Annotated in this window: 22 protein-coding genes; 13 read left to right on the top strand and 9 right to left on the bottom strand. The window is 59.5% G+C overall.

What is annotated here, in order from left to right; translation table 11 throughout:
* Window positions 1-52: 52 nt before the first annotated feature.
* Window positions 53-205, bottom strand: a complete 153-nt coding sequence (locus tag AB7M22_RS18795; RefSeq protein WP_008012020.1) for a DUF3309 family protein — start codon at window positions 203-205, stop codon at window positions 53-55.
* Between the two features lie 295 nt (window positions 206-500).
* On the opposite strand from AB7M22_RS18795, the gene AB7M22_RS18790 reads away from it, so the two are divergent.
* The 3 genes from AB7M22_RS18790 (at window position 501) to csrA (ending at window position 2,053) form a co-directional block, all read left to right on the top strand.
* Window positions 501-1,316 (top strand): SDR family oxidoreductase, encoded by an 816-nt coding sequence (locus AB7M22_RS18790; RefSeq protein ID WP_454187406.1) that lies wholly within the window; start codon window positions 501-503, stop codon window positions 1,314-1,316.
* Between the two features lie 64 nt (window positions 1,317-1,380).
* On the top strand, window positions 1,381-1,713 hold the full coding sequence (locus tag AB7M22_RS18785; RefSeq protein WP_052964816.1) for a YnfA family protein: 333 nt from the start codon (window positions 1,381-1,383) through the stop codon (window positions 1,711-1,713).
* 154 nt (window positions 1,714-1,867) lie between these two features.
* Window positions 1,868-2,053, top strand: a complete 186-nt coding sequence (csrA, locus tag AB7M22_RS18780) for a carbon storage regulator CsrA (protein ID WP_030132007.1) — start codon at window positions 1,868-1,870, stop codon at window positions 2,051-2,053.
* 5 nt (window positions 2,054-2,058) lie between these two features.
* Here csrA and AB7M22_RS18775 read toward each other — a convergent pair whose 3' ends face one another.
* The 5 genes from AB7M22_RS18775 to mnmC all read right to left on the bottom strand — a co-directional run bounded on the left by AB7M22_RS18775 (window position 2,059) and on the right by mnmC (window position 9,488).
* Window positions 2,059-2,286, bottom strand: a complete 228-nt coding sequence (locus AB7M22_RS18775) for a YheU family protein (protein ID WP_003199186.1) — start codon at window positions 2,284-2,286, stop codon at window positions 2,059-2,061.
* Window positions 2,287-2,494: 208 nt separating this feature from the next.
* The gene (locus AB7M22_RS18770) at window positions 2,495-3,685 is read right to left on the bottom strand and encodes an osmoprotectant NAGGN system M42 family peptidase (RefSeq protein ID WP_008013602.1); all 1,191 of its coding nucleotides are present in this window, start codon (window positions 3,683-3,685) and stop codon (window positions 2,495-2,497) included.
* Between the two features lie 172 nt (window positions 3,686-3,857).
* The gene (ngg, locus tag AB7M22_RS18765) at window positions 3,858-5,606 is read right to left on the bottom strand and encodes an N-acetylglutaminylglutamine synthetase (RefSeq protein WP_454187405.1); all 1,749 of its coding nucleotides are present in this window, start codon (window positions 5,604-5,606) and stop codon (window positions 3,858-3,860) included.
* 3 nt (window positions 5,607-5,609) lie between these two features.
* Window positions 5,610-7,382, bottom strand: a complete 1,773-nt coding sequence (locus AB7M22_RS18760) for an N-acetylglutaminylglutamine amidotransferase (protein ID WP_454187404.1) — start codon at window positions 7,380-7,382, stop codon at window positions 5,610-5,612.
* A 123-nt stretch (window positions 7,383-7,505) separates the two neighbouring features.
* The gene (mnmC, locus tag AB7M22_RS18755; protein WP_454187403.1) at window positions 7,506-9,488 is read right to left on the bottom strand and encodes a bifunctional tRNA (5-methylaminomethyl-2-thiouridine)(34)-methyltransferase MnmD/FAD-dependent 5-carboxymethylaminomethyl-2-thiouridine(34) oxidoreductase MnmC; all 1,983 of its coding nucleotides are present in this window, start codon (window positions 9,486-9,488) and stop codon (window positions 7,506-7,508) included.
* Between the two features lie 245 nt (window positions 9,489-9,733).
* Here mnmC and pap point away from each other — a divergent pair, with 245 nt between their 5' ends.
* Window positions 9,734-11,251: a polyphosphate:AMP phosphotransferase gene (gene pap / locus AB7M22_RS18750; protein ID WP_454187402.1), complete on the top strand. Its 1,518-nt coding sequence runs from the start codon at window positions 9,734-9,736 to the stop codon at window positions 11,249-11,251.
* Window positions 11,252-11,356: 105 nt separating this feature from the next.
* A complete protein-coding gene (locus AB7M22_RS18745) occupies window positions 11,357-12,541 on the top strand; it encodes a thiolase family protein (protein WP_454187401.1) in 1,185 nt (394 codons plus the stop codon).
* A gap of 138 nt (window positions 12,542-12,679) precedes the next feature.
* Here the strand turns inward: AB7M22_RS18745 and AB7M22_RS18740 are convergent, their stop codons facing one another.
* Window positions 12,680-12,874, bottom strand: a complete 195-nt coding sequence (locus tag AB7M22_RS18740; protein WP_454187400.1) for a DUF6316 family protein — start codon at window positions 12,872-12,874, stop codon at window positions 12,680-12,682.
* Between the two features lie 201 nt (window positions 12,875-13,075).
* On the opposite strand from AB7M22_RS18740, the gene AB7M22_RS18735 reads away from it, so the two are divergent.
* Window positions 13,076-14,035, top strand: coding sequence for a DMT family transporter (locus AB7M22_RS18735; protein WP_123723129.1), 960 nt, complete (start codon window positions 13,076-13,078; stop codon window positions 14,033-14,035).
* Between the two features lie 131 nt (window positions 14,036-14,166).
* On the opposite strand, the gene AB7M22_RS18730 is transcribed toward AB7M22_RS18735, so the two are convergent.
* Entirely contained in the window at window positions 14,167-15,561 is a 1,395-nt protein-coding gene (locus AB7M22_RS18730) for a class II fumarate hydratase (RefSeq protein ID WP_454187399.1), read from the bottom strand.
* A gap of 192 nt (window positions 15,562-15,753) precedes the next feature.
* Between AB7M22_RS18730 and AB7M22_RS18725 the strand changes: the two genes are divergently transcribed.
* From AB7M22_RS18725 to AB7M22_RS18695, 7 genes are all read left to right on the top strand, one after another.
* On the top strand, window positions 15,754-16,278 hold the full coding sequence (locus tag AB7M22_RS18725) for a DUF2059 domain-containing protein (RefSeq protein WP_454187398.1): 525 nt from the start codon (window positions 15,754-15,756) through the stop codon (window positions 16,276-16,278).
* Between the two features lie 12 nt (window positions 16,279-16,290).
* A complete protein-coding gene (locus AB7M22_RS18720; protein ID WP_008005913.1) occupies window positions 16,291-16,590 on the top strand; it encodes a BolA family protein in 300 nt (99 codons plus the stop codon).
* Between the two features lie 183 nt (window positions 16,591-16,773).
* A complete protein-coding gene (gene trhO, locus AB7M22_RS18715) occupies window positions 16,774-17,715 on the top strand; it encodes an oxygen-dependent tRNA uridine(34) hydroxylase TrhO (protein ID WP_008005914.1) in 942 nt (313 codons plus the stop codon).
* A gap of 39 nt (window positions 17,716-17,754) precedes the next feature.
* Window positions 17,755-18,357, top strand: a complete 603-nt coding sequence (locus tag AB7M22_RS18710; protein WP_454188837.1) for a DsbA family protein — start codon at window positions 17,755-17,757, stop codon at window positions 18,355-18,357.
* Complete coding sequence (locus tag AB7M22_RS18705; RefSeq protein WP_454187397.1) at window positions 18,350-20,167, top strand: ABC transporter ATP-binding protein; 1,818 nt, start codon at window positions 18,350-18,352, stop codon at window positions 20,165-20,167. Before AB7M22_RS18710 ends, AB7M22_RS18705 begins: the two co-directional genes overlap by 8 nt.
* 196 nt (window positions 20,168-20,363) lie before the next feature.
* Window positions 20,364-22,823 (top strand): EAL domain-containing protein, encoded by a 2,460-nt coding sequence (locus AB7M22_RS18700; RefSeq protein WP_454187396.1) that lies wholly within the window; start codon window positions 20,364-20,366, stop codon window positions 22,821-22,823.
* Window positions 22,824-22,899: 76 nt separating this feature from the next.
* The gene (locus AB7M22_RS18695; protein WP_443200868.1) at window positions 22,900-23,661 is read left to right on the top strand and encodes a TenA family transcriptional regulator; all 762 of its coding nucleotides are present in this window, start codon (window positions 22,900-22,902) and stop codon (window positions 23,659-23,661) included.
* A gap of 203 nt (window positions 23,662-23,864) precedes the next feature.
* Here AB7M22_RS18695 and AB7M22_RS18690 read toward each other — a convergent pair whose 3' ends face one another.
* The gene (locus AB7M22_RS18690; protein WP_454187395.1) at window positions 23,865-24,791 is read right to left on the bottom strand and encodes a GGDEF domain-containing protein; all 927 of its coding nucleotides are present in this window, start codon (window positions 24,789-24,791) and stop codon (window positions 23,865-23,867) included.
* Window positions 24,792-24,911: the final 120 nt, after the last annotated feature.

The following is a 24,911-nucleotide window of genomic DNA, read 5'->3' as shown; positions in this document are numbered from 1 at the left end:
GCAATAAAAAAGAGGTCCTTTCAAGGGCCTCTTTTTTTTGCCTGTTAAACCTCTATATCTTGCCGAGCAGCAGCAGGATCAACAGCACCACCAACACCACGCCGATGATACCGGACGGGCCATAACCCCAACTTCTGGAGTGTGGGAAGACCGGTAGACCACCTATCAGCAACAGGATAAGAATAACGATAAGAATTGTGCCCATGTCTGTTTCCTTGTTGGAAGCGTTGTGGATTTGACTTGGCGTTTTAGCCATCAGCTGGACGTTTTATTAATCCTAGCTGCTTACAAAATCCGACTCATGGATATGAAGAAAAATTCCAGGTTTTTTTAATGTATTTGGAAAGCACGTTTATTTCTTTTACTGCGTCTCAACGTTGAAACAACCGAACCGCGCCATGATTCATCGTCGGCCATTCAGCACTCTGATGGAGCGTGGGTCGCGCATTATCCTTCGCTACACTCGCTGCATCTTCCCCGGAACAACAAGGCTGTTTGCTATGCAAAATCGCATGATGATCACTGGCGCGGGCTCAGGCCTGGGTCGCGAAATCGCGCTGCGTTGGGCGCGTGAAGGCTGGCAGCTGGCCTTGTCGGATGTCAGTGAACCCGGCCTGCAAGAAACCCTGAAGCTGGTTCGCGAAGCCGGCGGTGACGGTTTCATCCAGCGTTGCGATGTGCGCGACTACAGCCAGCTGACGGCGTTCGCCCAAGCCTGTGAAGAGAAGTTCGGCGGCATCGATGTCATCGTCAACAACGCCGGCGTGGCCTCGGGCGGGTTCTTCAGTGAACTGTCGCTGGAAGACTGGGACTGGCAGATCGCGATCAACCTGATGGGCGTGGTCAAGGGCTGCAAGGCGTTCCTGCCGCTGCTGGAGAAAAGCAAAGGCAAGATCATCAACATCGCTTCGATGGCGGCACTGATGCAAGGTCCGGCCATGAGCAACTACAACGTGGCCAAGGCGGGTGTGGTGGCTTTGTCCGAAAGTCTGTTGATCGAACTGGCCCACGAGGAAGTCAGCGTGCATGTCGTTTGCCCGTCGTTCTTCCAGACCAACTTGCTGGATTCCTTCCGCGGCCCGACCCCGGCCATGAAAGCCCAGGTCGGCAAATTGCTGGAAAGTTCGCCGATCACCGCTGCCGACATTGCTGACTACATCTATCTGCAGGTCGCCGCCGGCGAATTCCTGATTCTGCCTCACGAACAGGGCCGCATGGCCTGGGCGATCAAGCAAAAAGACCCGCAAGTGCTCTACAACGAAATGACCGTAATGGCCGACAAAATGCGCGCAAAGGCCAAACAATCCGCAGGCTGAACTTGCCCGTATGCAAGACCGTCGTTAGGGTGGCCGCAACCGGCCATCCTCACGAGACATCTGCATGATCAATTACCTGTGGTTTTTCCTTGCCGCGCTGTTCGAAATCGCCGGCTGCTTCGCCTTCTGGATGTGGTTGCGCCAGGGTAAAAGCGCTTGGTGGATCATCCCGGCGTTGCTCAGCCTGATCTTGTTCGCGGTGCTGCTGACCCGGGTCGAAGCGAGCTATGCCGGCCGCGCCTATGCGGCCTACGGTGGCATCTACATCATTGCGTCGATCGGTTGGCTGGCGGTGGTCGAGCGGATTCGTCCGCTGGGCTCGGACTGGATTGGCGTGGCGCTGTGTGTGATCGGGGCGAGCGTCATCCTGTTTGGCCCGCGCTTTTCCGTTTCCTGAAGGATCGGTCCTGCATTCAAACCGGTTTGTCGGATACGTCCTTCAGGGTGAGGCATCCTGCGCCGTAGGGCGAGACTGTTTTGCTGCTGTTGCATTGAAGACCCGCTACGCGCCGGGCATCTTCAAGGGCCGGTAACCCTGAAGGATGAATGCCATGCTTGTACTTAGTCGCGTTGTGGGCGAGTTGATATCCATTGGTGACAACATCACCGTGCGGGTTCTCGCCGTCAACGGAAGCAGCGTGCGCTTCGGTGTTGAAGCGCCGCAGCAGGTCAACGTACATCGCGCCGAAGTTTATGAGCGCATCCAGATCAAACAGGCCAAAGCCAAAGCCCGTTAAGAACCTCAGTCGAACAGGTGCTTGGGCACGTCGTGCTTGAGCATCAACTGGCATTGCTCGCTTTCCGGATCGAAGACGATCAGCGCCTGGCCCTTGGTCAATGCCTGACGAACACGCAAAACGCGGGTTTCCAGCGGTGTGTCATCGCCGTTGTCCGTGCCGTCGCGGGTCACGAAGTCCTCGATCAGACGGGTCAGCGTGTCGACTTCAAGTTGGTCGTGGGGGATCAGCATAAGGCACCTCGGCTAAACAATGGCGCGATGCTACGGCGAATGAAGGGTTGCGGCTAGCCTGGTAATGATGTGTTGACTGAGCTACCGCCATCGCGGGCAAGCCCGCTCCCACAGGTTTTGCGTCGATCACAATATCCCGGATCGACACATACCTTGTGGGAGCGGGCTTGCCCGCGATGGCGATTTTCCTGGTGGCAAAATGTCAGGATCAGCCCTCCGAACGCTGCCCAATCAAGCTATCCACCGACGGCACCCGGGTATCGCTTTCCATCTGCGTCTCGTGTTCGATCTGGTGACTGAACCGGTCCAGCGACCCCTTGGCTGGCTGAGCATCGCTGGCGAATACCGGCGGGCTGAGGATGTAGGCGCCGAGCAGGCGGCTGAGGGCGGCGAGGCTGTCGATGTGGGTGCGCTCGTAACCGTGGGTGGCATCGCAGCCGAAGGCGAGCAGGGCGGTGCGAATGTCGTGGCCAGCCGTGACGGCCGAGTGAGCATCGCTGAAGTAGTAGCGGAACAGGTCGCGGCGCGCCGGCAGTTCGTTATCACTGGCCAGACGCAGCAGGTGCCGCGACAGGTGATAGTCGTAAGGCCCGCCGGAATCCTGCATTGCCACGCTCACCGCGTGTTCACTGGAATGCTGGCCGGGCGCGACCGGCGCGATGTCGATGCCGACGAATTCGCTGACATCCCAAGGCAGGGCCGCCGCCGCGCCGCTGCCGGTTTCTTCGGTGATGGTGAACAGCGGATGGCAGTCGATCATCAACTCTTCGCCGCTGTCGACAATGGCTTTCAGCGCCGCCAGCAGGGCGGCAACGCCGGCCTTGTCATCGAGGTGGCGGGCGCTGATGTGGCCGCTTTCGGTGAATTCCGGCAAGGGGTCGAAGGCGACGAAATCGCCGACGCTGATCCCCAGCGAATCGCAATCGGCGCGGGTGGCGCAATAGGCGTCCAGGCGCAATTCGATGTGATCCCAGCTGATTGGCATTTCATCCACGGCGGTGTTGAACGCATGCCCCGAGGCCATCAACGGCAACACGCTGCCACGGATTACGCCATTGTCGGTGAACAGACTGACGCGGCTGCCCTCGGCAAAACGGCTGGACCAGCAACCGACCGGCGCGAGGGTCAGGCGGCCGTTGTCCTTGATCGCGCGAACCGCTGCGCCAATGGTGTCCAGGTGAGCGGAGACCGCGCGGTCCGGGCTGTTCTTCTTGCCCTTGAGGGTGGCGCGGATAGTGCCGCGACGAGTCATCTCAAAGGGAATGCCCAACTCTTCGAGGCGTTCGGCGACGTAACGTACGATGGTGTCGGTGAACCCGGTGGGGCTGGGAATGGCGAGCATTTCCAGCAGGACTTTTTGCAGGTAATTGAGGTCCGGTTCGGGAATTTTGCTGGTCATGGAAACTCCTGATGAAGTGAGAGCATCGATGGTTTCGATGAGGAGGGGGAATCTACGTTGCCTGTCAGGCCGCCTTCGCGGGCAAGCCTCGCTCCTACAGGATTGGTGTCGTCGCCTCATACCTGTAGGAGCGAGGCTTGCCCGCGAAGGCGGCCTGACAGGCACTACATTACTAAGAGGCCACCGGCTGACTATGCGCAAACAACAAATCCACAAACCGCTCCGCTGTCGGTTGCGGTTCATGGTTGGCCAGCCCGGCGCGCTCATTGGCTTCGATAAACACATACTCCGGCTGGTCGGCGGCCGGCACCATCAGGTCGAGCCCGACCATCGGAATATCCAGCGCCCGCGCCGCGCGCACCGCCGCATCCACCAAGGTCGGATGCAGAATCGCCGTGACGTCCTCAAGAATGCCGCCGGTATGAAGATTCGCCGTGCGCCGTACGAACAGATGCTCACCGGCCGGCAGAATGCTGCTGTAGTCGTAACCCGCAGCCTGCAACGTGCGCTGGGTCTCATGGTCCTGCGGGATTTTGCTTTCGCCGCTGGTCGCCGCCTGGCGGCGACGGCTCTGGGCTTCGATCAGCGCGCCGATGGAATGCTGACCATCGCCCACCACTTCCGCCGGCCGGCGAATGGCGGCGGCGACCACTTCGAAACCGATCACCAGAATCCGCAAGTCGAGGCCTTCATGGAAGCTTTCCAGCAGTACTCGACTGTCGAATGCGCGGGCGTTTTCGATGGCCTGCTGGACCTCTTCGAGGGTCCGTAAATCCACCGCCACCCCTTGGCCCTGTTCACCGTCCAGCGGTTTGACCACCACCCGTTGGTGCTCGTCGAGAAACGCCAGATTGTCGTCCGCGCTCCCCGCCAGTTGTTGGGCGGGCAGTTCAAGACCAGCGTTTTTCAGCACCTTGTGGGTCAGGCTCTTGTCCTGACACAACGTCATGCTGATGGCGCTGGTCAGATCGCTCAGGGATTCGCGGCAACGCACCCGACGACTGCCGTGAATCAAGGTAAACAGACCCGCTTGCGCGTCATCTACCTGCACCTCAATGCCGCGCCGATGAGCCTCCTCGACGATGATTCGCGCATACGGATTGAACTCGGCTTCGGGGCCGGGGCCGAGAAACAACGGCTGGTTGATGCCGTTTTTGCGCTTGATGGCGAAGGTCGACAAGTTGCGAAATCCGAGCTTGGCGTAAAGACTTTTCGCCTGACGGTTGTTGTGCAGCACAGACAGGTCCAGGTAACTCAAGCCACGACTCATGAAGTGTTCGATCAAGTGCCGCACCAGCACTTCACCGACGCCTGGGCGGGAACACTGTGGATCGACCGCCAGGCACCACAGACTGCTGCCATTTTCCGGGTCGTTGAAGGCCTTGTGATGATTCAGGCCCATGACGCTGCCGATGATCGCGCCGCTGTCCTCATCTTCGGCCAGCCAGTAAACCGGGCCGCCCTGGGGATGAGGCGTCAGCAAGCTCGCATCAATCGGCAGCATGCCGCGCGCCTGATACAGCTGATTGACGGCCTGCCAGTCCGCTTCGCTTTGCACCCGACGGATACGAAAGCCGCGAAATACCCGGGTGGCCTGACGGTAGTCGCTGAACCACAGGCGCAAGGTGTCGGACGGGTCGAGGAACAGTTGCGCCGGCTCCAGCCCCAGCACTTGCTGGGGCGCGGCGACGTACAAGGCGATGTCCCGCTCACCGGGCTGCTCATTGAGCAACTCTTGGGCAAGGCTCGCGGCATCGGGAAAGGTATGGCCGATCAGCAGCCGGCCCCAACCGCAATGCACCGCGATTGGCGCGGCGCTCAATTCACTGCCGTCTTCGGCCAGGCGCGCCTGCAAGCGTTCGTAGGAGGGCGCCTGACCGCGCAACAAGCGTTGGCTATAAGCCGTAGCGTGAGGTTTCATCGATCAGATTCCTTGTTCACTGAGCCACAGGTTAAGGGCTGCCAATTGCCACAGCTTGGAACCGCGCAACGGGGTCAGTTGACCTTGTGGATCGGTCAGCAGGCGGTCGAGCATGGCGGGGTTGAACAGGCCACGATCCTCACTCGGATCGAGCAGCAGTTCACGCACCCAGTTCAGCGTGTCGCCCTGCAAATGCTTGAGGCCGGGGACCGGGAAGTAACCCTTTTTGCGGTCGATCACTTCACTCGGAATGACCAGCCGTGCGGCTTCTTTCAAGACTTGCTTGCCGCCATCCGGCAATTTGAATTTGCCCGGCACCCGCGCCGACAATTCCACCAGGCGATAGTCGAGAAACGGCGTACGCGCTTCCAGCCCCCAGGCCATGGTCATGTTGTCGACCCGTTTGACCGGGTCATCCACCAGCATCACGGTGCTGTCCAGACGCAGGGCTTTGTCTACGGCTGCGTCGGCACCGGGCTGGGCGAAATGTTCCTTCACGAAGTCGCCGGCCGCGTCGTTGGCCGTCAGCCATTTCGGCTGCACCGTGGCGGCGTAGTCGGCGTAGCTGCGGTCGAAAAACGCATCGCGATACGCCGCGTACGGATCGCTCGCACCGTCCACCTGCGGATACCAGTGATAACCGGCGAACAACTCGTCCGCGCCCTGGCCGCTTTGCACCACCTTGCAGTGCTTGGCCACTTCGCGAGATAGCAGATAGAACGCGATGCAGTCATGGCTGACCATCGGTTCGCTCATGGCGCGGAACGCCGCGGGCAGTTGCTCGATGATCTCTTTTTCGTCGATGCGCAATTGGTGATGGTGGGTGCCGTAGTGCTTGGCGATCAGGTCCGAATACTGGAACTCGTCACCACGCTCGCCGCCGGCATCCTGGAAGCCGATGGAAAAGGTCGACAAGTCTTCGACCCCGACTTCACGCAACAGGCCTACCAACAGACTCGAATCGACGCCGCCGGAAAGCAGCACGCCGACATCCACCGCCGCCCGTTGACGGATCGCCACTGCATCACGGGTGCTGTCGAGCACGCGGTCGCGCCAATCTTCGAGGGTCAGATTCAGTTCGTCGGCATTTGGGCCGTAGGGCAGGGTCCACCAGGTTTTCTGCTCGGTGGTGCCGTCCGCTTCGATGCGCATCCAGCTCGCCGGGGGCAGTTTCTCGATGCCCGCCAGCAAGGTGCGCGGAGCCGGGACCACCGCATGGAAGTTCAGATAATGATTGAGTGCCACCGGATCGAGAATCGGGTTGATGTCGCCACCCTTGAGCAGTGCTGGCAGGGCCGAGGCAAAGCGCAGGCGTTGCCCGGTGCGCGAGAGATACAACGGCTTCACGCCGAGACGGTCGCGGGCGATGAACAGGCGCTTGGCATCGCGCTCCCAAATGGCGAAGGCGAACATGCCGTTGAGTTTGGGCAACAGGGCTTCGCCCCAGGCGTGATAACCCTTGAGCAGCACTTCCGTGTCGCCGCCGGAATAGAAGGCGTAACCGAGGTTTTCCAGCTCGGTGCGCAGTTCCGGGAAGTTGTAGATCGCGCCGTTGAAGGCCAGGGACAGGCCCAGTTGGTTGTCGATCATCGGCTGAGCCGAGCCGTCCGACAGGTCCATGATTTTCAGGCGCCGGTGGCCCAGGGCAATCGGCCCCTGGCTGTGGAAACCCCATGCATCAGGGCCGCGAGGGGCCAGGTGATGGGTGATTCGTTCAATGGCTGCGAGGTCCGCAGGTTGATGGTCGAAACGTAATTCTCCAGCTAATCCGCACATAAGTCCTTACCGGTTTTTCCGTTGGGGAGGGTCAATCGATACCTCGCCAAAAACGGCGGGTACCCGGAAACTGACCCAGCGGGATCCCTGGAGTTTTAGACCGATAAGTTATATGTCGAGGGGTCAGGCTTTTCCGCGGATCAATTGGCGTAAGGCAAAACGATTGGGATGGCAGGCCTCGGCCACGGTTCTGGGCAAGGGCAGGGGCTCGTTTTCAAGCCATGCGGCCAATAGCTCGCCAGACAATGGCGCGGTGATCAAACCGCGAGAACCGTGACCGCTGTTGACGTAAAACCCCTCGAGCCATGGGCATGGCATATCGGGCACTTGCCGGGCATCTTTGCTCAGCGCGGCATAGGCTTCGGCGAAGGCCGCCTGGTCGGCCAACGGTCCGACGATCGGCAGATAGTCGGGGCTGGTACAGCGGAATGCCGCGCGCCCTTCCAGTTGCTGCGGGTCCAGGTCTGGAACATGCAGACGGGCGACCAGGTCAGTGGAGATTTCCTCGAGCAACGCCAGATTGCCGAGGTGTTCGGCGACGGTCGGGGTCAGCTCATCGCTTTTGAAATCGAAGCTGGCGCCGAGTGTGTGTTCGCCCAGGCGTGCGGGCGCCACATAGCCTTCGGCGCAGACCACGGTCGCCAGGCTCTGGCTTTCAGGGGTTTGCGCCAGTCGGGTAATCTGGCCGCGAATACGTTTGAGGGGCAGGTCGGCGCTTTGAGGAAACCGCTTGATCTCGGCAGCGCCGGCCAGAATCACCACCGGCGCGCTGGCCAGCAGTGCATCGCCGTCCCAGGCCTGCCACTGATCATCGACCTTGCGCAGTTCCAGCACCTCGCGATGGGGCAGCCACTGGATGTTTTTGGAAGACGCCTGCCACAGGCACAACGCAGGCGGATGAACCCAGCCGCCTTCAGGGTAGAACAAGCCGCCGTGCGCCAATTCGATGCCGGCTCGGGTCTGGGCCTGGGGTTGATCGAGCAGGTGCACCAGGCTCGGTGAAAAGGCCGCGGCCAATTGCGCCTGACGCTCGGCTTCCTTGGCATTGAAGGCCAGTTGCAAGACGCCGCAATCGTCCCAGTCGACGCCACGCTGCAGCTGTTCCAGCAGACGGCGGGTGTAACCAAAACCGCTGACGATCAATCGCGACAACGCCGTGCCATGGGCCGAAAGCTTGAGGTACAGCACGCCCTGAGGGTTGCCCGAGGCTTCCTGCGCCAGTGCTTCGTGGCGGTCCAGCAAACTCACTTGCCAACCCCGCGCGGCCAGGCTGGCGGCACTGGCGCAACCGGCCAGCCCGGCGCCGATCACCAGGGCGTGGCGTTCGCCGGTCTGCGGCTGTGGACGAGCGAACCATGGTTTTGCCGAGGCTGGTTTAGCGGCCTCTTCGGGCCAACCGAGGAACGTGCCCCGCAGAATTTCCCATTTATGGCCAATGCCCGGCGTGCGCTTCATCTTGAAACCCGCCGCGTTCAGCAAACGGCGCACCCAGCCGGTGCTGGTAAAGGTGCTGATGGTCGAGCCGGGTGCTGCCAGGCGCGCCAGTTCGGCAAACAATTCGGCGGTCCACATGTCGGGGTTTTTCGTCGGAGCGAAACCGTCGAGAAACCAGGCGTCGATCTGCGCATCCAGTTGCGGCAATTGCTCAAGTGCATCACCGATCAGCAGGGTCAGGGTGACGCGACCGTTGTCCAGCACCAGGCGCTGAAAGCCCTGATGGATCGCTACGTATTGCGCCAGCAATTGATCGGCGAATGGCTTGAGCTGCGGCCATAACGCCAGGGCCCGTTGCAGATCGGGCGCGCTCAGCGGGTACTTTTCGACGCTGACAAAATGCAGTCGCGCACCGGCCACCGCGTGCTGTTCGAACAACTGCCAGGCACAGAGAAAATTCAGCCCGGTACCGAACCCGGTCTCGCCAATCACCAGTCGCCCACCCGCCGGCAAGGCGGCGAAACGATCGTGCAGATCGTTTTGCTGTAGAAACACGTAACGGGTTTCTTCAAGGCCCGACAGGTCGGAAAAATACACATCATCGAACACCCGCGAACGCGGGCGACCTTGGTCGTCCCAGTCGAGCTGGGCGTGGGGCAATACAGGTTTCATGGCAGGCTCGGCAACGACAAGGTGGCCATTCTAGCTGATCGCCGTTGTGGTGCTTGATCCAAAATCCTGTAGGAGCGAGGCTTGCCCGCGAAGAATTCACCGCGGTTTTTCAAGTATTACGCGTCATCGTTCTTCGCGGGCAAGCCTCGCTCCTACAGGTTGTGCGGCCCCCTTCCCCTGGGAATTTTTCTGATGACTACCTGCCCAATCCGCTAGTCTTGCTCAATCCTGGAAGGAGCCGCTCCATGTTCGAATCCGCCGAAATCGGTCATACCATCGACAAAGAAACCTATGACGCCGAAGTGCCGGCCCTGCGTGAAGCTTTGCTCGAAGCGCAGTTCGAACTTCGGCAGCAACACCGTTTTCCAGTGATCATTTTGATCAACGGCATTGAAGGGGCCGGCAAGGGCGAGACGGTCAAGTTGCTCAACGAATGGATGGACCCGCGTTCGATCGAGGTCCGCACGTTCGACCAGCAGACCGATGAAGAACTGGCGCGCCCGCCCGCCTGGCGCTACTGGCGGATGTTCCCGGCCAAAGGCCGCATGGGGATTTTCTTTGGTAACTGGTACAGCCAGATGCTGCAGGGACGGGTTCATGGTTTGTTCAAGGATCCGCGACTCGATCAAAGCATCAATGGGGCCGAGCGGCTGGAGAAGATGCTGTGCGATGAAGGCGCGCTGATCTTCAAGTTCTGGTTTCACCTCTCCAAAAAACAAATGAAAGCGCGGCTCAAGGCGTTGGCCGATGACCCGCTGCACAGTTGGCGAATCAGCCCGCTGGACTGGCAGCAATCCGCGACCTACGACAAATTTGTGAAGTACGGCGAACGGGTGCTGCGCCGCACCAGTCGCGACTATGCGCCGTGGCATGTGATCGCCGGCGTGGACGCGCACTATCGAAGCCTGGCAGTCGGCAAGATCTTGCTCGAGGGCCTGCAAAGCGCTCTGAAGAGACCCAGGATTCACCCGGACAAAGTCAGCGCCGCGCCATTGTTTCCCAGCGTCGATCAAGTGAATCTGCTCGACAGCCTGGACCTGACTCAGCAGCTGGATAAGGACGATTACGAAGAACAGCTGATTACCGAGCAGGCACGGTTTTCCGGGCTGATGCGCGACAAGCGCATGCGTCGTCACGCGTTGATCGCGGTGTTCGAAGGCAACGACGCGGCAGGCAAGGGCGGGGCAATTCGTCGGGTGGCCGCAGCGCTCGACCCACGCCAGTACGACATCGTGCCGATCGCCGCGCCTACCGAGGAAGAACGGGCCCAGCCGTATCTCTGGCGGTTCTGGCGGCATATCCCGGCCCGGGGCAAATTCACCGTGTTCGACCGTTCCTGGTATGGCCGGGTGCTGGTGGAGCGCATCGAAGGCTTTTGCAGCAAGGCGGACTGGATGCGCGCTTATGGCGAGATCAACGACTTCGAAGAGCAGATCGCCGATGCCGGGGTGATCGTGGTCAAGTTCTGGCTGGCCATCGACAAACAGACCCAACTGGAACGCTTCCAGGAGCGTGAAGAGATCCCCTTCAAACGCTTCAAGATTACTGAAGACGACTGGCGCAATCGCGACAAGTGGGACGATTACCGTGCCGCCGTCGGCGATATGGTCGATCGCACCAGCACCGAGATATCACCGTGGACCTTGGTGGAAGCCAATGACAAGCGCTGGGCGCGGGTCAAGGTCCTGCGCACCATTAACCAGGCGCTGGAAGAGGCGTTCGAAAAGTCCGACAAACGCGAGAAGAAACTGCGCAAGCGCTGAACCGATGGCTACGCATACGCGGGGTGAATGATTGTCGCGGTCAGTCATAGGGTGGACTTATGCTCGGTCCAACTCCTGACTGACAACAACAATGAGGTGTATGCCATGCGTGAAGTGGTGATCGTCGACAGCGTGCGGACCGGCCTGGCCAAATCCTTTCGCGGCAAGTTCAACATGACCCGCCCGGACGACATGGCGGCCCACTGTGTCAATGCGCTGCTCACGCGCAATGACGTCGACCCGGCCAGTGTCGAGGATTGCATCGTCGGCGCCGGCTCCAATGAAGGTGCCCAGGGCTTCAATATCGGCCGTAACGTCGCGGTGCTTTCGCACTTGGGCATCGGCACGGGTGGCATGACCCTTAACCGCTTCTGTTCATCGGGCTTGCAGGCCATCGCCATTGCCGCCAATCAGATCGCTTCGGGTTGCAGCGACATCATCGTCGCCGGTGGCGTCGAGTCGATCAGCCTGACCATGAAAAGCGTCAACACCGACAACCTGATCAACCCGCTGCTGAAAGAGCAGGTACCGGGCATCTATTTCCCCATGGGCCAGACCGCCGAAATCGTCGCGCGTCGTTACAGCGTTAGCCGCGAAGAGCAGGATCTGTACGCCCTGCAAAGCCAGCAACGTACCGCCCTGGCGCAGGCCGCCGGGTTGTTCAACGATGAAATCGTGCCGATGGCGGTGAAGTATCGCGTTGAAGACAAGAACACTGGTCAGGTGCAGATCCTCGACGGCATCGTCGATCACGACGACTGCAACCGCCCTGACACCACCCTGCAAAGCCTGGCCGGGTTGAAACCGGTGTTTGCCGAGGACGGCTCGGTGACCGCCGGCAACTCGTCGCAACTGTCCGACGGCGCTTCGATGACCCTGGTGATGAGCCTGGAAAAAGCCCTGGCGCTGGGGCTCAAGCCCAAAGCCTTCTTCCGCGGTTTTGCCGTGGCCGGGTGTCAGCCAGACGAAATGGGCATCGGCCCGGTGTTTTCGGTGCCGAAGTTGCTCAAGGCCAAGGGATTGCAGGTTGCCGACATTGATCTGTGGGAGCTCAACGAAGCGTTCGCCTCGCAATGCCTGTACAGCCGCAATCGGCTGGAAATCGATAACGACAAGTACAACGTCAACGGCGGTTCGATTGCCATCGGCCATCCGTTCGGCATGACCGGTTCGCGTCAGGTCGGGCACATCGTGCGTGAGTTGCAACGGCGTAACCTGCGTTACGGCATCGTCACCATGTGCGTGGGGGGCGGGATGGGGGCTACGGGGTTGTTTGAGGCGGTGCGTTAAATCTGCAAATTCGTGTTGCCTGATTGACCGCTATCGCGAGCAGGCTCGCTCCCACATTGATCACTGGTGTTCACCAATAGTGTGTTCACCATAGATCCACTGTGGGAGCGAGCCTGCTCGCGATGTAGGCGCCGCGGTTTACCGGCTCGTGCACAAGAACTGCATCCGCTCGATATACGCCTGAATCTCCCGCGCCGCGACCTCCGGGTTTTCAAACGGCCCCTCCAGCGTCTGTTCCCGCGTGGTGAAATACAGCTCTCCATTCACACGACACAACCGGTCACAACGAAAGTGGGTGGCGGGGGCGTTGTCTTGGGTGCGCATGCCGTACATGGGCGATCTCCTGCGGATGACGGTTTCAATGAGCTTATGCATGAACCACTTGCCGCGCCTGGCCAGCTGATCGACGGCATATCGTCAACTTTATAATGCGACCTGCACAGTTTCATTCGCGGCCCATCGGCAACTGTCCCTGTGTCGCGCCCCGGTCTGAGCCTAGAATGACCGTTATCGCCAATCGGCTTCGGGGTCAGCATGCATATTTCATCGGGTCGCTGGGTTTATGGTTTGTGCCTGGCCTTGCTGACCGCGTTGCTGTGGGGAATCCTGCCGATCAAGCTCAAGCAAGTGCTGCTGGTGATGGACCCGGTGACGGTGACCTGGTTTCGCTTGCTGGTGTCCGGCGGTTGCCTGTTCATTTATCTGGCAGCGACCAAACGCCTGCCGAGTCGCAAAGTCCTCGGCCCGCGCGGTGGCTGGCTGGTGTTGATGGCGGTACTCGGACTGGTCGGCAACTACGTGCTGTACCTGATGGGCCTGAACCTGCTCAGCCCCGGCACCGCGCAGCTGGTGGTGCAAATGGGCCCGATCATGTTGCTGATCGCCAGTCTGTTCGTGTTCAAGGAGCGTTTCAGCGTGGGGCAGGGGATTGGCCTGTTGGTGCTGCTGATCGGCTTTGCACTGTTCTTCAATCAGCGTTTGAGTGAACTGCTGACTTCCCTGACCGATTACACCGCGGGTGTGTTGATGGTGCTGTTGGCGTCCACGGTCTGGACCTTCTATGCCTTGGGCCAGAAGCAGTTGCTCACGGTGTGGAATTCGTTGCAGGTGATGATGGTGATTTACCTGTTTTGCGCGCTGTTGCTGACCCCATGGGTGCATCCGCTGGAGGCGCTGCAATTGAGTCCGCTGCAAGGCTGGCTGCTGCTGGCGTGTTGTTTGAACACCCTGATCGCTTATGGCGCCTTCGCCGAAGCCCTGGCCCATTGGGAAGCCTCGCGGGTCAGCGCAACGCTGGCGATCACGCCGTTGGTGACCTTTGCCGCCGTGGCCGTGGCCGCGTGGTTATGGCCGGAGTATGTGCATGCCGAGCAGATCAACGGCCTGGGTTACGGCGGAGCGGTGTTGGTGGTGCTCGGGTCGGCGCTGGTGGCGTTGGGGCCATCGTTGATGGCGGGGCTCAGGGCCCGGCGGGTGCGGATGGCGGCCAGTTAGACCGTGTTATCGTTCATCGCGGGCAAGCCACGCTCCCACAGGTTTTGTGTCGATCACAATACCTGTGAACGACCCGAAACCTGTGGGAGCGTGGCTTGCCCGCGATGACTGACTGTCGGTCGCTAGAGTACTCAGCCCTTGGCACCTGCCTCCAACATATCCTCCGGCCTCACCCACGTATCAAACTCTTCATCCGTCAGATACCCCAGCTGCAACGCCGCCTCACGCAAGGTCAGTCCCTCGCTGTAAGCCTTCTTGGCAATCTCCGCCGATTTGTCGTAGCCGATATGCGGGTTCAGCGCCGTCACCAGCATCAAACCTTGTTCCAGATGCTCGGCCATTTTCTGCGCATCCGGTTCCAGCCCGGCGATGCAATGCTGCTGGAAGTTACTGCAACCATCGCCCAGCAAGCGGATCGATTGCAGCAGGTTGTGGATGATCACCGGTTTGAACACGTTCAATTGCAGGTGGCCCTGACTGGCGGCAAAACCGATGGCAACGTCATTGCCCAATACCTGACAGGCCAGCATCGACAGGGCTTCGCACTGAGTCGGGTTGACCTTGCCGGGCATGATCGAGCTACCGGGCTCATTGGCCGGCAGTTTCACTTCGGCAAACCCTGCTCGCGGTCCGGAGCCCAGCAGACGCAAGTCATTGGCGATTTTCATCAGGGTCACGGCAAGGGTTTTCAGTGCGCCGGAGAGGGTGACCAACGGCTCGTGGCCGGCTAGAGCGGCAAATTTATTGGGGGCCGTAACGAACGGCAGGCCGGAGAGGGCGGCCAGTTCAGCAGCGATCGCTTCGCCAAAACCGTGGGGCGAGTTCAATCCGGTGCCGACCGCAGTGCCGCCCTGAGCCAGTTCACAGACGGCCGGCAGCGCGCTGCGGATCGCCCGCTCGGCGTAATCCAGTTGCGCGATGAATGCCGAGAGTTCCTGGCCGAAGGTAATCGGCGTGGCGTCCATCATATGGGTACGACCGGTCTTGACCAGCTTCATGTGCCGTGCGGACAGCTCCGCCAACCCGCCAGACAACTCGCTGATCGCCGGCAGCAAATGCTGCTGCACCGCCTGAGCCGTCGCGATGTGCATGGCCGTGGGGAAGCAATCGTTGGAACTCTGGGAACGGTTGACGTGATCGTTGGGGTGTACCGGGGCCTTGCCGCCGCGCGGGTTGCCGGCCAGTTCGTTGGCGCGACCGGCGATCACTTCGTTGACGTTCATGTTGCTCTGGGTGCCGCTGCCGGTCTGCCAGACCACCAGCGGGAACTGATCGTCATGGTCGCCGTCGAGTACTTCGTCGGCAGCCTGTTCGATCAGCCGGGCGATGTCGGCGGGCAGGTCGCCATTGCGATCGTTGACGCGCGCCGCGGCTTTCTTGATCAGGGCCAGGGCGTGCAGCACCGCCAGCGGCATGCGCTCGTTGCCAATGGCGAAGTTGATCAGCGAGCGTTGCGTCTGAGCGCCCCAGTAAGCGTCGTCCGGGACTTCCACCTGGCCCAGGCTGTCGGTTTCGATACGGCTCATCATGCACACTCCTGTAGGTCTGATAGCGCAGTTTAGGCCGTGATCGCCGGTCGTGGTTCCATCAGTCTGGAATTTGACCGTTCAACCCCTCTAAATCAGGCGCGACAAGGCTTGGGGTTGAGTGACACACTTTTTTAGGTGCAGAATGGACGCCCTTGAGGTTTTGCCTCGCCTGCTAGAAAAGGAAACTCGATGACTCGTCTTCGTGCCATCTGTACCGCGGTTGCACTGGTTTGCGCCAGCGGCCAGGTTTTTGCCGATACCGCCAGCCACAACGCCAGTGCCGAAGCTTTCCTGACCCTGGCGCACGCTGACAAATTGGGCACTCCGGTGTACATGCAAGTGCAGCAAATGTTCGCTCAGCGCTTTGAACAGACCAAAGCCCCTGAATCGAAAAAAGCCGTTCTGGAAACTTACCAGGCCAAGGCCAACGCCGCTCTGGATCAAGCCATTGGCTGGAACAAGCTGAAGCCGGACATGGTCAAGCTCTACACTACCAATTTCAGCGAATCCGAGCTCAAGGAGCTGGTTGCGTTCTACCAGTCGCCACTGGGCAAGAAAGTCCTGGAAAAAATGCCGCAGCTGACTCAACAATCGGCCCAGATGACTCAAGCCAAGCTGGAAAGCGCGGTGCCTGTGGTCAACAAACTGCTGGCTGACATGACGGCCGAGCTGGAGCCTAAAGGCGCCGCCGCTCCTGCCAAGAAAAAGCCTTAAGCGGAGTTCGGGATGACCATGCAACAACGCATCGAATCGACGCTCGGGCTGCTACAGCCCGAGCACCTGCAAGTGCTGGATGAAAGCCACATGCACAGCCGTGGGTTGCAGACCCACTTCAAGGCGGTGGTGGTCAGCCAGCAGTTCGAGGGCCTCAATCGCGTCAAACGCCACCAGAAGGTGTACGGCACGTTGGGCGAACTGATGGGCGAGTTCCATGCGTTGGCGCTGCATACCTACACGCCGCAAGAATGGGCACAGATCGACGCGGCCCCGGCCTCGCCGACCTGTGCTGGCGGTAGCAAACATTGATGTCCTGTTACCTGTAGGAGCGAGGCTTGCCCGCGAAGGCGTATTCAAGATCGCTATCGTTGGCAAGCCATGCTCCTACAGGAGGGTTTATTTTTGCTAGAATCCGCAACGCGCCCTCACCCGGCGCGTTTTTTTTCGCATCCGGTTCACCCCTTACGAGGGTAGCCACCTGGAGAATTACCCATGACACAACAGATTGTCGTGGCGGCACTGTATAAGTTCGTCACCCTGGAAGATTACGTCGCCCTGCGCGAGCCGCTGCTGCAAGCGATGGTCGACAACGGCATCAAAGGCACGCTGCTGATCGCCGAAGAAGGCATCAACGGCACCGTGTCCGGCAGCCGCGAAGGCATTGACGGGCTGATGGCCTGGCTCAAGAACGACCCACGCATGGACGACATCGACCACAAAGAGTCGTACTGCGACGAGCAGCCGTTCTATCGCACCAAAGTCAAACTCAAGAAAGAAATCGTCACCCTCGGCGTCGAAGGCGTAGACCCGAACAAAAAAGTCGGCACCTATGTGGATCCACAGAACTGGAACGCGCTGATCAGCGATCCGGAAGTACTGCTGATCGACACCCGTAACGACTATGAAGTCTCGATCGGCACCTTCGAAGGCGCCATCGATCCGAAGACCACCAGTTTTCGCGAATTCCCCGACTACATCAAAGCCAATTTCGACCCGGCCGTGCACAAGAAAGTCGCGATGTTCTGCACCGGTGGTATTCGCTGCGAAAAGGCTTCGAGCTACATGCTCAACCAGGGTTTCGATGAGGTCTATCACCTCAAGGGCGGCATCCTGAAGTACCTCGAAGAGGTGCCGCAGGAAGAAACCAAATGGCAGGGCGACTGCTTCGTGTTCGATAACCGCGTGACCGTTCGTCACGACCTCAGCGAAGGCGACTACGATCAATGTCATGCCTGTCGTACGCCCGTCAGCGTGGAAGACCGTGCATCCGAGCATTATGTGGCCGGCATCAGTTGCCCGCATTGCTGGGATAAGCTGAGCGAGAAAACCCGTCGCAGTGCCATCGACCGGCAGAAGCAGATCGAACTGGCCAAGGCACGCAACATGCCGCACCCGATCGGTTACAACTACAAGCAAACTCCTTCCGAGGCTTGAACCATGTCTGCGCGTCGCCTGCTCTATGTGATGGACCCGATGTGTTCCTGGTGCTGGGGTTTTGCGCCGGTGGCCAAAGCGTTGGTCGAGCAGGCGCAGGCAGCGGGGGTGGACGTGCATCTGGTAGTCGGCGGTTTGCGCACCGGCAGTGGTGCGGCGCTGGAACCGACCACCCGGCGCTACATCCTTGAGCACTGGCAGGCAGTCGCCGAGGCTACAGGCCAACCGTTCAAGTTTGAAGGCGCGCTGCCCGACGGGTTTGTCTACGACACCGAGCCGGCGTGTCGGGCGCTGGTGACGGCGCGCAGCCTGGCACCGGATTGCGCGTGGACACTGCTCGGGCTGATCCAGCATGCGTTCTACGCCGAAGGTCGCGACGTCACCCACGCCAGTGTGTTGGTGGAGCTGGCAGAACAGGCAGGTTTGCCGCGCATCGAGTTCGCCGCCGCCTTCGACCGTGCTGATCAGCACGCCGCCACCGCTGCCGATTTCACCTGGGTCCAGGACCTGGGCATTGCCGGTTTCCCGACCTTGCTGGCAGAGCGTGATGGTCAATTGGCGTTGCTGACCAATGGGTATCAGCCTCTGAGTGTGTTGTCACCGTTGCTCGGCCGCTGGCTGGAGCGCGCTGCCTGTGCATGATCTGCCCGACGACGTTCCAGCCCCTTCGCGTGTCGACCGTCTGAGCTGGGCGGAAATTCGTCGCTTGGCCCTTCACCATAAAAAATCCCTGTGGATCGCCAACGGCGTCGCGGTATTGGCAACGCTGTGCAGCGTGCCGATCCCCTTGCTGTTGCCGTTGCTGGTCGACGAAGTACTGCTGGGCCACGGTGACGCTGCGCTGAAAATCATGAACCACGCGCTGCCCGACGTCTGGCAGAAAGCTGCGGGTTACATTGGCCTGATGCTGCTGGTGACGCTCGTACTACGCTGTGCAGCGTTGTTGTTCAACGTTGTGCAGGCGAAATTGTTTGCGGCGTTGGCCAAGGACATCGTGTATCGGATTCGGGTGCGGCTGATCGAGCGACTCAAGCGCATCTCGCTGGGGGAATACGAAAGCCTGGGCAGCGGCACGGTGACTACGCACCTGGTCACCGACCTGGACACGCTGGACAAATTCGTCGGCGAAACCCTCAGTCGTTTCCTCGTAGCCATGCTGACGCTGGTGGGCACCGCTTCCATCCTGATGTGGATGCACTGGAAACTCGCGCTGCTGATCCTGCTGTTCAACCCGCTGGTGATCTATGCCACGGTGCAGTTGGGCAAGCGGGTCAAACACCTGAAGAAACTCGAGAACGACAGCACCTCACGCTTCACCCAGGCCTTGACCGAAACCCTGGATGCCATCCAGGAAGTGCGCGCCGGTAATCGTCAGGGCTTTTTCCTCGGACGGCTTGGCCAGCGAGCGCGTGAAGTTCGCGATTACGCAGTGAACTCGCAGTGGAAAACCGATGCGTCGAACCGTGCCAGCGGCTTGCTGTTCCAGTTCGGCATCGATATTTTTCGCGCCGCGGCCATGCTCACCGTGCTGTTTTCCGACCTGTCCATCGGCCAGATGCTGGCCGTGTTCAGCTACCTGTGGTTCATGATCGGTCCGGTGGAACAACTGCTCAACCTGCAATACGCCTTTTACGCCGCCGGCGGTGCGCTGTCGCGGATCAACGAGTTGCTGGCCCGCGCTGATGAGCCGCAGTACACCGGTAGTGTCGACCCGTTTCAAGGGCGTGACACGGTAGGCATCGAAGTTCAGGGGCTGAGTTTCGGCTACGGCGACGAGTTGGTGCTGAATCAAATGAACCTGTCGATTGCCCCCGGTGAAAAAGTCGCGATTGTCGGCGCCAGCGGGGGAGGCAAAAGCACCCTGGTGCAGTTGCTGCTTGGCTTGTATACGCCCTTGGCCGGCACCATCCGTTTCGGTGGTTCGACGCAGGAAGAGATCGGCCTGGAAACCGTGCGTGAAAATGTCGCCGTGGTCTTGCAGCATCCGGCACTGTTCAACGACACCGTGCGCGCCAACCTGACCATGGGCCGCGAACGCAGCGATGAAGCCTGCTGGCAGGCATTGGAAATTGCTCAACTGCACAACACGGTGCGTGAATTGCCCAATGGCCTGGATAGTATTGTCGGGCGCTCCGGTGTGCGTTTATCCGGCGGGCAGCGTCAACGCCTGGCGATTGCGCGGATGGTGTTGGCCGAACCCAAAGTGGTAATCCTCGACGAGGCCACGTCCGCCCTGGACGCGGCCACCGAATACAACCTGCACCAGGCACTGGCGCGGTTCTTGAGTCACCGCACCACGCTGATCATTGCGCACCGGTTGTCGGCCGTGAAGCAGGCTGACCGAGTGCTGGTGTTCGACGGTGGTCAGGTTGCCGAGGATGGCGACCATCAGCAGCTGATTGCCGATGGTGGTTTGTACGCCAAGCTTTATGGGCATTTACAGCAGCACTAGATTAATGCCACAAGACGTTCAGGGCATTTTCCCCGGCAAGGATTGGCACATGAAGACGAGCCAGCCCTGAATCGCCGGGACTGTGCTGCTGTTGAGCATGAGCTTCCCCGGCTTGCCTAGAGTGAGAACCCATCCTAGTCTAGCGGTAGCGTTTTCGTCCGGACGACGATCGAGCAGTGTTAAGACAAGGGACCTCATGAAGCCAAAAAGGACTCTCGCAACCCCTCGGTTGTTGGGCATCGTCTGGCCTTTTATCGCCGTCGTGTTATTTCAGGCAGTGTTGGGAAGTGTCAGTCTTTACGTTCTTTCGGCGGTACGCGGCTACGTTGGTGGTGAAAGCCTGTGGTCCAAGGGCCAGAAAGACGCCATCTATTACCTCAATCTCTACGCCGACAGTCGCGACGAAACGATTTTTCTCAAATACCAGAACGCGATTGCGGTGCCTCAGGGTGGCCATGAATTGCGTCTGGCACTGGATCATCAGCCTCCGAATATCGAGGCGGCGCGGATCGCGATCCTCAAGGGCGGCAACCACCCTGACGACGTCTCCAGCCTGATTTGGCTGTACCTCAATTTCCGCCACTTCAGTTACCTTGAAAAAGCCATCGGCCTCTGGACGGTCGGTGACGCGTACCTGGTGCGACTCGATGACGTCGCACGGGAGATGCATCAGCGCATTGCCGATAGCCAGGTCACCGATGCCGACGTCAAACGCTGGAAAGATCAGATTTTTGCCATCAACGATGGCGTGACGCCTGCCGCCAAAGCGTTCAGCGACGCCTTGGGCGAAGGCTCGCGGGTGATTCTCCGGCTGCTGTTGATGACGAACCTCGCCACCGCGCTGGGTTTGATTGTGTTGGCCCTGCTGCGCACTCATAAACTGCTCAAGCAGCGCCATGCCTTCGCCGATGCCTTGCAGTTGGAGAAAGACCGGGCGCAGATCACTCTGCAATCGATTGGCGATGGGGTGATCACCACGGATGTCGAGGGTGCGATTGCCTATATGAATCCGGCCGCCGAGGCCTTGACTCACTGGAAGGCCGAACAGGCGGCGGGGTTGCCATTGGCGGCGCTGTTCAATCTTCTGGACGAGAACGCTCAGGCCGACGGTTTTACCTTGATCGAGCACATTTTGAGCGGTCAGCTCAGCGGTGGCAGCGAGCATTCCAAACTGATCCAGCGCCTGGATGGCAGCACAGTTTCGGTCACGCTGGTCGGCGCGCCAATCCGTAATACGGGCAAGGTCAGTGGCACCGTGCTGGTGCTGCATGACATGACCCAGGAGCGACAGTACATCGCCAATCTGTCGTGGCAGGCGACCCATGACGCCCTGACCGGGCTGGCCAACCGCCGCGAATTCGAATATCGCCTCGAACAGGCCCTGCATAACCTGATGCGCCAAGCGGGGCGTCACGCCTTGATGTTTCTCGATCTGGATCAATTCAAACTGGTCAACGACACCTGCGGTCATGCGGCGGGCGACGAGCTGTTGCGGCATATATGCGCGTTGTTGCAATCAGGTTTGCGCGAAGGCGACACCCTGGCCCGATTGGGTGGCGACGAGTTCGGCATACTGTTGGAAAACTGCGCGCCGGAAGCGGCCGAGAAAATCGCCGAGGGCCTGCGCCAGACCGTGCAGAACCTGCATTTTGTCTGGAAAGGCCGGCCGTTCGTGACCACCGTGAGTATCGGTCTGGTGCATGTGGCCCAGAGCCCGGCCACCCTCGAAGCTTCGCTGCGGGCCGCTGACATGGCTTGTTATATGGCCAAGGAAAAGGGCCGCAACCGGGTTCAGGTCTATCACGTTGATGACTCGGAGCTGTCCCTGCGTTTTGGCGAGATGGCCTGGGTGCAGCGCCTGCACGTAGCGTTGGAAGAAGACCGCTTCTGTCTGTACGCCCAGGAAATCGCGCCCCTTGGCTCTGACGAGCAAGGCCGCGGGCATATCGAAATCCTGCTGCGCCTGCATGACGAAGCGGGGCGCATGATTCTGCCGGACAGTTTCATTCCGGCCGCCGAGCGTTACGGTTTGATGACGTCGATTGACCGTTGGGTGGTGGAAAATGTTTTCAAGGTCATTGCCCAATGCATCGCTGAAGAGCGCGCAGGGCCGTTGGCCATGTGTGCGATAAATCTGTCAGGTATTACTATCGGAGATGAGGCGTTTCTGGACTTCCTTCGTGAACAGTTTGTTGCATATTCAATTCCACCTGAAATGATTTGTTTTGAAATTACAGAAACCAGTGCGATTGCAAATCTGGGCAGCGCGATTAGATTTATCAATGAACTCAAAGGTTTAGGTTGTCATTTTTCGCTAGATGACTTTTGCGCTGGCATGTCCTCATTCGCTTACTTGAAACATTTACCTGTAGACTTCCTGAAGATCGACGGGAGTTTCGTAAAGGATATGCTGGACGACCCGATTAACCGCGCCATGGTCGAAGTGATCAATCACATCGGTCATGTCATGGGTAAGCGCACGATTGCCGAGTTCGTTGAAACACCTCAGATCGAGCAGGCATTGCTGGAGATCGGGGTGGATTACGCTCAAGGGTATGTGATTGAACGCCCGCATCTGTTTACCTGGGATAGTTTGCAAAGTCGTCCTGCCCGGCCCCGACCTTTGTTGTTCAAGGCGCCGGGCACGTTCCGTTGAAACTTTTGTTGATCTGAAAATCACAATCAAAAGGAGCGCGACAGTGATCGACACATTCAACAGAACCGGACCACTCATGGAAGCTGCAAGTTATCCCGCCTGGGCTCAGCAACTGATCCAGGATTGCAGCGAGAGCAAGCGCCGGGTTGTCGGACACGAACTGTATCAACGCATGCGAGATAACAAACTCAGTGCAAAAACCATGCGCCAGTACCTTATTGGTGGCTGGCCGGTGGTCGAACAGTTCGCTTTATACATGGCACAGAACCTGACCAAGACCCGTTTTGCGCGCCACCCTGGCGAAGACATGGCGCGTCGCTGGCTGATGCGCAACATTCGCGTCGAATTGAACCATGCCGATTACTGGGTGCATTGGAGCCGTGCTCACGGTATCAGCCTGGAAGATCTGCAAGCCCAACAGGTGGCCCCTGAGCTTCACGCCTTGAGCCACTGGTGCTGGCACACCAGTTCGTCGGACTCGCTGATCGTGGCCATCGCCGCCACCAACTACGCCATCGAGGGTGCGACCGGGGAGTGGTCGGCGCTGGTCTGTTCCAGTGGCGTCTACGCGGCAGCGTTCCCCGAGGAAGATCGCAAGCGGGCCATGAAGTGGTTGAAGATGCACGCCCAGTATGACGATGCCCATCCATGGGAAGCGCTGGAAATCATCTGCACCCTGGCAGGCATGAACCCGAGCAAAGCACTGCAAGTGGAATTGCGCCAAGCTGTCTGCAAAAGTTACGACTACATGTATCTGTTCCTGGAACGTTGCATGCAGTTGGAACTGGCAGTGAAAACCCCGGTAGCCCGTGAGCGGATGGCGTTGGCCGAAAGCTGATCCACTGAGCAATACAAACCAAATGTGGGAGCGAACCTGTGGCGAGGGGGCTCGCCCCCGTCTGAGTGCGTAGCACTCACAAGATCTTTGATACATCAGAGATTTGGGGGCTGCTTCGCAGCCCAACGGGGCGGTGCGGCGTTCCGACGAGCCCCCTCGCCACGGGCCCGCTCCCACATTGGTTATGCAGCGGTGCTGAAATATCAGCCTGCCATCGCCAGCCGGTTACGCCCCTCGCGCTTGGCCACATACAACGCACTGTCGGCCCGTCGCAACAGACCCTCGGCAGATTCGCCGGGCAGCAGCGTCGAGCAACCGATGCTGACCGTCAGTTCGATCATCTTGCCCTCGGCCTCATAGTCCTGAGCCTGCGCCGCAAACCGCAGTCGTTCACCGATCATGGCTGCAGCTTCCCGACTGGTGTTGGAAAGCAGAATCAGGAATTCTTCGCCACCAAACCGGAACACCATATCGACGTTGCGCAATTGGTTTTTGATCGAGGCTGCGACGGCCTTCAGCACTTCGTCGCCGGCGCTGTGCCCGTAGGTGTCGTTGATCTGTTTGAAGTGATCGATGTCCAGCATCAACAGCGACAGGGGCTGGGAGTGTCGCCGCGACATTTCGATTTCCCGTTCCAGCGTCTGATCCATAGCGATGCGGTTGCCGGTATCGGTCAGCGGATCACGCAATGCACTTTGAGTCGCCGCTCGGTAGAGGAGAGCGTTTCGCATGGGGAAGAGCAGGGTCGACAACAGTGACTCCAGGTTGCCCTGTTCCTGTTCACTGAAACGCTGATTGCGGCGGAACACCAGCTCACCCAATTGCTCGCCTTCATGGCTGAGGCTGTAGCTGATTGAATGATGACCCCGCGCGCCGAATTGCAGGCGCAAGTCGCTGGGCTGATGTTCGTAACTCAAGGCATCCAGCGGCACAAGGCGCTGAATTTCACGGAAGAAAAGTCCGAGAATGCGTTGCGGCTCAAGACTGGTTTGCAGTTGCAGGCCCAGCGCTTGGCGCAACTGCGCAAGACTGATGGGCCGCTCCAGGAGGGGAGGCTGCTGACCAAAGCCCAGGCGTTGCAATTTGGCACTGTCGAAGTCAATTGCGTTGGTCTGGGAAGGTGATTTCATATGGCATGAGCCCCTAAGCAGTAAGGCTGTCTTACAGGCTGGGTGAGAGCGGCTTTGGGCTGCGCGTCATACTGGTCCATCAGTCCCGTAGGACATTTGGCACGAGTTTAGTCCGCTTTG

The organism is Pseudomonas sp. ADAK2 TE3594, assembly GCF_053628675.1.
The sequence above is the reverse complement of the archived record's forward strand: the minus strand, read 5'-3'. Positions and strand labels throughout refer to the sequence as shown.

Bases quoted from the DNA above. Each gene is read 5' to 3' on its own strand.
- AB7M22_RS18745 (WP_454187401.1), top strand. From the start codon at position 11,357: ATGCGTGAAGTGGTGATCGTCGACAGCGTGCGGACCGGCCTGGCCAAA.
- AB7M22_RS18770 (WP_008013602.1), bottom strand. From the start codon at position 3,685: ATGACCAGCAAAATTCCCGAACCGGACCTCAATTACCTGCAAAAAGTC.
- csrA (WP_030132007.1), top strand. From the start codon at position 1,868: ATGCTTGTACTTAGTCGCGTTGTGGGCGAGTTGATATCCATTGGTGAC.
- AB7M22_RS18700 (WP_454187396.1), top strand. From the start codon at position 20,364: ATGAAGCCAAAAAGGACTCTCGCAACCCCTCGGTTGTTGGGCATCGTC.
- AB7M22_RS18735 (WP_123723129.1), top strand. From the start codon at position 13,076: ATGCATATTTCATCGGGTCGCTGGGTTTATGGTTTGTGCCTGGCCTTG.
- mnmC (WP_454187403.1), bottom strand. From the start codon at position 9,488: ATGAAACCTGTATTGCCCCACGCCCAGCTCGACTGGGACGACCAAGGT.
- AB7M22_RS18785 (WP_052964816.1), top strand. From the start codon at position 1,381: ATGATCAATTACCTGTGGTTTTTCCTTGCCGCGCTGTTCGAAATCGCC.
- AB7M22_RS18695 (WP_443200868.1), top strand. From the start codon at position 22,900: ATGGAAGCTGCAAGTTATCCCGCCTGGGCTCAGCAACTGATCCAGGAT.
- trhO (WP_008005914.1), top strand. From the start codon at position 16,774: ATGACACAACAGATTGTCGTGGCGGCACTGTATAAGTTCGTCACCCTG.
- AB7M22_RS18710 (WP_454188837.1), top strand. From the start codon at position 17,755: ATGTGTTCCTGGTGCTGGGGTTTTGCGCCGGTGGCCAAAGCGTTGGTC.
- AB7M22_RS18725 (WP_454187398.1), top strand. From the start codon at position 15,754: ATGACTCGTCTTCGTGCCATCTGTACCGCGGTTGCACTGGTTTGCGCC.
- AB7M22_RS18775 (WP_003199186.1), bottom strand. From the start codon at position 2,286: ATGCTGATCCCCCACGACCAACTTGAAGTCGACACGCTGACCCGTCTG.
- AB7M22_RS18690 (WP_454187395.1), bottom strand. From the start codon at position 24,791: ATGAAATCACCTTCCCAGACCAACGCAATTGACTTCGACAGTGCCAAA.
- AB7M22_RS18730 (WP_454187399.1), bottom strand. From the start codon at position 15,561: ATGAGCCGTATCGAAACCGACAGCCTGGGCCAGGTGGAAGTCCCGGAC.
- ngg (WP_454187405.1), bottom strand. From the start codon at position 5,606: ATGAAACCTCACGCTACGGCTTATAGCCAACGCTTGTTGCGCGGTCAG.
- AB7M22_RS18720 (WP_008005913.1), top strand. From the start codon at position 16,291: ATGACCATGCAACAACGCATCGAATCGACGCTCGGGCTGCTACAGCCC.
- pap (WP_454187402.1), top strand. From the start codon at position 9,734: ATGTTCGAATCCGCCGAAATCGGTCATACCATCGACAAAGAAACCTAT.
- AB7M22_RS18760 (WP_454187404.1), bottom strand. From the start codon at position 7,382: ATGTGCGGATTAGCTGGAGAATTACGTTTCGACCATCAACCTGCGGAC.
- AB7M22_RS18790 (WP_454187406.1), top strand. From the start codon at position 501: ATGCAAAATCGCATGATGATCACTGGCGCGGGCTCAGGCCTGGGTCGC.
- AB7M22_RS18740 (WP_454187400.1), bottom strand. From the start codon at position 12,874: ATGTACGGCATGCGCACCCAAGACAACGCCCCCGCCACCCACTTTCGT.
- AB7M22_RS18795 (WP_008012020.1), bottom strand. From the start codon at position 205: ATGGGCACAATTCTTATCGTTATTCTTATCCTGTTGCTGATAGGTGGT.